Annotated in this window: 6 protein-coding genes and 1 pseudogene; 4 read left to right on the plus strand and 3 right to left on the minus strand. The window is 67.0% G+C overall.

Translation table 11 applies throughout. The features are described 5' to 3' along the window. A complete protein-coding gene (gene hppD / locus DI624_RS15705) occupies positions 1-1116 on the minus strand; it encodes a 4-hydroxyphenylpyruvate dioxygenase (RefSeq protein WP_291540388.1) in 1116 nt (371 codons plus the stop codon). A 187-nt stretch (positions 1117-1303) separates the two neighbouring features. On the opposite strand from hppD, the gene DI624_RS15710 reads away from it, so the two are divergent. The 3 genes from DI624_RS15710 to DI624_RS15720 are packed head-to-tail and all read left to right on the plus strand — an operon-like array spanning position 1304 to position 3032. Then, positions 1304-1879 carry a YqaA family protein gene (locus tag DI624_RS15710; protein WP_291540390.1) on the plus strand — a complete coding sequence of 192 codons (576 nt, stop codon included), beginning with the start codon at positions 1304-1306 and terminating at the stop codon, positions 1877-1879. Between the two features lie 39 nt (positions 1880-1918). Beyond that, entirely contained in the window at positions 1919-2464 is a 546-nt protein-coding gene (locus DI624_RS15715; protein ID WP_291540392.1) for a disulfide bond formation protein B, read from the plus strand. A gap of 4 nt (positions 2465-2468) precedes the next feature. Continuing rightward, complete coding sequence (locus DI624_RS15720; RefSeq protein WP_291540394.1) at positions 2469-3032, plus strand: demethoxyubiquinone hydroxylase family protein; 564 nt, start codon at positions 2469-2471, stop codon at positions 3030-3032. A 363-nt stretch (positions 3033-3395) separates the two neighbouring features. Here the strand turns inward: DI624_RS15720 and DI624_RS15725 are convergent, their stop codons facing one another. Beyond that, entirely contained in the window at positions 3396-4598 is a 1203-nt protein-coding gene (locus DI624_RS15725) for an acetyl-CoA C-acyltransferase (RefSeq protein WP_291540396.1), read from the minus strand. A 165-nt stretch (positions 4599-4763) separates the two neighbouring features. Continuing rightward, positions 4764-5672 carry an SDR family NAD(P)-dependent oxidoreductase gene (locus DI624_RS15730; RefSeq protein WP_291540398.1) on the minus strand — a complete coding sequence of 303 codons (909 nt, stop codon included), beginning with the start codon at positions 5670-5672 and terminating at the stop codon, positions 4764-4766. A 152-nt stretch (positions 5673-5824) separates the two neighbouring features. Here DI624_RS15730 and DI624_RS15735 point away from each other — a divergent pair. Continuing rightward, positions 5825-5971: pseudogene (locus DI624_RS15735) on the plus strand (cell envelope biogenesis protein OmpA); the annotation flags it as partial.

Raw genomic sequence — 5971 nt, forward strand, 5'->3', positions numbered from 1 at the left:
TCAGGCGTCGACCTTGATGACGCCGCGACGGATCTGGTCCAGCTCGATCGAGTCGAACAGGGCCTGGAAGTTGCCGTTGCCGAAGCCTTCGTTGCCCTTCCTCTGGATGATCTCGAAGAAGATCGGGCCGAAGGCGTCCTGGGTGAAGATCTGCAGCAGCAGGCCGTCCTCGTCCGAGCCGTCGATCAGGATGCGGTTCCTGCGCATCCGCTCCACATCCTCGCCGTGGTTCGGCAGGCGTTTGTCGATCAGTTCGAAATAGGTCTCGACGGTGTCCTGGAACTCGACGCCGCGCTCGCGCATGGCCTCGACCGTCTCGAAGATGTTTTCGGTGGTCAGGGCGATGTGCTGGATGCCCTCGCCGTTGTAGCGGCGGATGAACTCCTCGATCTGGGAGTTCTCGTCCTGGCTTTCGTTCAGCGGGATGCGGATGGCGCGGTCGGGCGCGATCATGGCCTGGGAGAACAGGCCCGTCGCCTTGCCCTTGATGTCGAAATACTTTTGTTCCTCGAAGTTGAACACCGAGCCGTAGAAGCCGGACCAGGTGCGCATCTGGCCGCGACGGACGTTGTGGGTCAGGTGGTCCAGCACCTCCAGCCCGACGTTGTTCCTGCGCTCGGCCTCTTCCCAGCCCTCGATCTCGTCCCAGGCGTCGTATAGCGAACCGGCGTCGCCGTACTGGTCGATGACATAGAGCAGGCTGCCGCCGATACCTTCCAGAATATAGGGGTAATCGTCCCCCCATTCTCCGCTTCCTAGGGCCCCGCCGTCGACGCCCTGGGCCGGCCTGGCGCCGCGTTCGACCGCGCCCTCGTAGGCGGCCTTGGCGTCGGTGGTGCGGAAGGCCATGCCGTTGGCCGAGGGGCCGTGATCGCGGGCGAAGTCGGCGGCCTGTCCCTTGGGCGTCCGGTGCACCAGGAAGCTGATGTCGCCCTGCTTCAGGCGCACCACGTCGGTCCTGGGATGCACATGGGTCTGGGTGAAGCCCATCGTCTCCAGGCGCGCGATCATCGCCTCGGGCTCGGGGCCGGTGAATTCGACGAATTCGAAACCGTCGACGCCGAGGGGGTTTTCCTGGTCGAGCTCTTCCACCTGGGCCTGGGTCATGTCGTTCATGGCGCGTCTCCCGCACGGATTTTGAGGCGGTCTTAACCGAAGGCGCCGCCGATTGGCGCGGAACCTAGTCGCGGATGACGACGGAGCCAAGACGCGGCCACAGGGACGTGATGAGAGCGGGCCAGCGACGGTTTGCATCGGGGCGCGAGCGGATGACGCGGTGTCGCACGGCGTGTTATCGGCCCCCATGCTTCGCAAACTGTATGACCGCGTGTTCGAACTGGCTCGCAGCCGGCACGCGACCAAGGCCCTGGCCGTGGTCTCCTTCGCCGAGAGTTCGTTCTTTCCCATTCCGCCGGACGTGATGCTGGCGCCGATGATCCTGGCGCGGCCGCAGAAGGCGTATTTCTACGCCGCCGTCTGCACCGTCGCCTCGGTGCTGGGCGGCGTGCTGGGCTACGCCATCGGCTATTTCCTGACCGATCTGGGCCTGGCCATCATGCGGGTGCTGGGCCATTCGGACGGGCTGGCGCAGTTCCGCCAGTGGTTCGACCAGTGGGGGCTGTGGGTCATATTGATCAAGGGGCTGACGCCCATTCCCTACAAGCTCGTGACGATCGCCTCGGGCCTGGCGGCGTTCAGCTTCCCGGTCTTCATCGCCGCCTCGGTGGCGACGCGGGGCGGGCGGTTCTTCCTGGAGGCGTGGATATTGAAGACCTGGGGTCCGGCCATGCTGGCCCAGGTGGAGAAGCGGCTGGCCCTGTGGACCGGCGCGGGCCTGGTCGCCCTGATCGCGCTGATCGTCGTGCTGAAGGTTCTGTAAGTCGACGGACGGGTCGGGGCGGGGTAAGAGCGAAGCACGATGACAGACGCCTATCGCCTTCTGACCCGTTGGTGGACCGCCTTCGCCCTGGCGGCGTCGCTGGCCATGCTGGGCGCCGCCCATGCGTTCGAACGGTTCGGCGGGCTGGAGCCGTGCAATCTGTGCCTGAAGCAGCGCGAGGTCTATTGGGCCGCCGTCGCGGTGGGCGGGCTGGCCACGGCCTGGACCCTGTTCAGCGGCGGACGGCGCGGCACGCCGCGCATCGCCGCCTTCCTGCTGGCGGCGATCTTCGCCACCGGCGCGATCACGGCTGTCTTCCACATGGGCGGCGAATACAGATGGTGGGCCCTGCCGGCGACCTGTTCGTCGGCCGGCGGCCCCATCGACATGGACGGTCTGGCGGCCCTGGCGCTGGGGACGGGACCGGCGATCCAGGTGATCGGCTGCGGAGACGTGGTCTGGAGCTGGCTAGGCCTGTCGATGGCGGGCTGGAACGCGGTCATCAGCGCCGTCCTGGCCGTCTTCAGCCTGCTGGCCGCCAAACGCCCCAAGGACGCCCGCGCCCCCCGGATCGAAAAGGCCTGATGCGATGAGCGGCTCCATTCCCCTGCCCAGACCCGGCCGCGGCGCCGACAAGGCCCGGATGGACGAAATCCTGCGCGTCGATCACGCCGGGGAATACGCCGCCGTTCTGATCTATCGCGCCCAGAAGGCGGTGTTCGAGGGGCGCAAGGCCCATGGCGACATGGTGCGCGACCTGTCGGAGATGCAGGATCAGGAGGCGGCGCATCTGGCGCGGTTCGACCGGCTGCTGAACGAACGCCGGGTGCGGCCCACGGCGATGACGCCCCTGTGGCGGATCGTGGCCTCGGCCCTGGGCGCCGGCACGGCCCTGATGGGCGAGAAGGCGGCCCACGCCTGCACCGAGGCGGTCGAGAGCGTGATCGAGAAACACTATGCCGACCAGATCGCCGAGATCGGCGAGCGCGACCCCGAACTGGCCGCCGAGCTGAAACAGTTCCGCGACGAGGAACTGGCCCACCACGATCACGCGGTCGAACACGGCAGCCGCGAGGCCCCGGCCTATCGCCTGCTGTCGGGCGTGATCAAGGCGGGGTGCCGGGTTGCGATCAAGGTCAGCGAGAAGGTGTGAGCGTCTCGCTTCGCCTTCCTTTGCCTTCGCCGCCTTTCTGCTCGTCATCCTCGCCCTTGTGGCGAGGATCCATACGCCCGGTGTGACCGCAGGGTGCGACCTGCCCAACGACCGGGCGTATGGATCCTAGGGACAAGCCCTAGGATGACGGCTTGAAAAAGTGTGGGCGCGGCTTTCGGGCGTTCTCAGAAGATTTCGAACAGTCCGGCCGCGCCGCTTCGAAACGCCGGCGTTTCGAAGCCTTGTTTTCTGTGGGCGCGGCTTTCGGGCGTTCTCAGAAGATTTCGAACAGCCCGGCCGCGCCGCTTCGAAACGCTGGCGTTTCGAAGCTCCGTTTCATGTGGGCGCGGCTTTCGGGCGTTCTCAGAAGATTTCGAACAGCCCGGCCGCGCCCATGCCGCCGCCGATGCACATGGTGACGACGCCGTATCTGGCGCCGCGGCGCTTGCCCTCGATCAGGACGTGGCCGGTCATGCGGGCCCCGGACATTCCATAGGGGTGGCCGATGGAGATGGCGCCGCCCGAGACGTTCATCCGTTCGTCGGGGATGCCCAGCTGGTCCTGGCAGTACAGGACCTGGGCGGCGAAGGCCTCGTTCAACTCCCAGATGCCGATGTCGTCCACCGTCAGGCCGTGGCGCTTCAGCAGCTTGGGCACGGCGTAGACCGGCCCGATGCCCATTTCGTCCGGTTCGCAGCCCGCCACGGCCATGCCGCGATAGGCGCCGAGCGGCTGCAGGTTGCGCTTCACCGCCTCGCCCGCCTCCATGACCACGGCGGCGGAGGCGCCGTCGGACAGTTGAGAGGCGTTGCCGGCCGTGACGAACTCGCCCTGCTGGATTTCCTCGCCGCCGCCGAACACGGGCTTCAGCGCCTTAAGGCCCTCCAGCGTGGTGTCGGGACGGTTGCCCTCGTCCCTGGACAGGGTGACTTCCTTTGAGGACGTCTGACCGGTGGCCTTGTCCATGACCAGCATGGTCGTGGTCATGGGCGCGATCTCGGCGTCGAAGCGGCCAGCCTCCTGGGCGGCGGCGGTCCGTTGCTGGGATTTCAGCGCGTATTCGTCCTGTCGGTCGCGCGACACCCCGTAGCGGCGCGACACCACCTCGGCCGTCTCCAGCATCGACATGTAGATGTGCGGCGACAGCTTCAGCAGCGCCTCGTCCTTCATTCGATACAGGTTCATGTTCTGGTTCTGCACCAGGGAGATGCTTTCCAGGCCGCCGCCGACCGCCATCTTCTGCTGGTCGAACACCACCTGCTTGGCCGCCGTGGCGATGCCCATCAGGCCGGACGCGCACTGGCGATCCAGGCTCATGCCGGGGACCGAGGACGGCAGGCCGGCGGCCAGGGCGATCTGGCGGGCCACATTGGTCCCGGTCGAACCCTGCTGAAGCGCCGCGCCCATGATCACGTCCTCGATCTCGGCCGGATCGACGCCGGCGCGGGCGACCGCGTGTTTGACCGCATGGGCGCCGAGCTGCTGAGCCTGGGTGTCGTTGAAGGCGCCGCGATAGGCGCGGCCGATGGGCGTGCGGGCGGTTGAGACGATGACGGCTTCGCGCATGGATGCTCTCTTCAGCTTGGCCTATCGCGCATTCGCGCTGCTTGAGGCCGTTGTTTCCTCTGAGACGACGTTAGGCGCCTGCCGCCGCGTCAACGCAAGGCCGTATGCATAGCGGCTCAAGTCGCGCGAATGCGCGATAGGTCCCTTAAGACCTGCGATAGGCCCTCAAGAACCGTGCGCCGTCTGCGCCTTGGTTAGTTCGATCATGCCCTGGGCGGAGCCCATGTCGGGGACGATTTCGCCGGTGCGGTCCGAAATGGCGTCGAAGCGGGCGGCGACCTGTTCGGGGGCGTCGTCGCCCGCGATGAACGCGCCTTGCGTCAGGGTGACATAGGCGCGTTCGAACCCGCCGGCGCCGGCGGCCAGGATGGCGCGGCTGGGGGCGTCCTGGCTGACCAGATACAAAAGTCCCGGCGTGACCAGGGCCGGGGCCAAGGCCTCCAGCGGAAGCGCCGCGCCCAGATCCTCGGTCATGCGGGTGTGGGCGGTGGGGGCCAGGCAGTTGACGCGGATGTCGTTCTTCTGGCCCTCGATGGCCAGGGTCTGCATCAGCCCGACCAGCGCCATCTTGGCCGCGCCATAGTTCGCCTGGCCGAAGTTGCCGTAGAGGCCCGACGACGAGGTGGTCATGACGATGCGGCCGTAGTTCTGGCCCCGCATGATGTCCCAAACCGCCTTGGTGCAGTTGACCGCGCCCATCAGGTGGACATCGACGACGAAGCGGAAGTCGTCCAGCTCCATCTTGGCGAAGGACTTGTCGCGCAGGACGCCGGCGTTGTTCACCAGGATGTCGACGCGGCCCCATTTCTCCGCGGCCTGATCGACCATGGCCTGGACGGCGGCGAAATCGGTGACGGAGGCGGCGTTGGCGACGGCCTCTCCGCCGGCCGCCTCGATCTCTGCGACCACGGATTCGGCGGCGGTCGCCGATCCGCCCGAACCGTCGCGGGCGCCGCCCAGGTCGTTGACCACCACCTTGGCGCCGCGCGCGGCCAGGGCCAGGGCGTGCTCGCGCCCCAGGCCGCCGCCCGCGCCGGTCACGATCGCCACCTGTCCGTCGAACCGTATCGTCATCGTCTTCTCCCTCGCAGGCGCCCAATGTGTTGAAACGGCGCCACAGTCGCCGCAATCCTAACCTGAATGCGGAACCGCTCGCCAGCCACGTCGTTCGGCTCGGGAATGCTGTGCTAGTGCGCAGCTTCGCGCATTCACACAGTGAGGAAGCCATGAAGCTCAAACTTCTCGCCTCCGTCGCCGCGGCCGGGCTGTTCGCAGCCGGCGCCGCATCGGCGGAACCCAATGGTTGGTACGGCGCCATCGACGCCGGCTATCACATGATCGACGACATCAACGCCGAGTCGTCGACCACGGGC

This window comes from Brevundimonas sp. (genome assembly GCF_003248455.1).
Taxonomy (GTDB): domain Bacteria; phylum Pseudomonadota; class Alphaproteobacteria; order Caulobacterales; family Caulobacteraceae; genus Brevundimonas.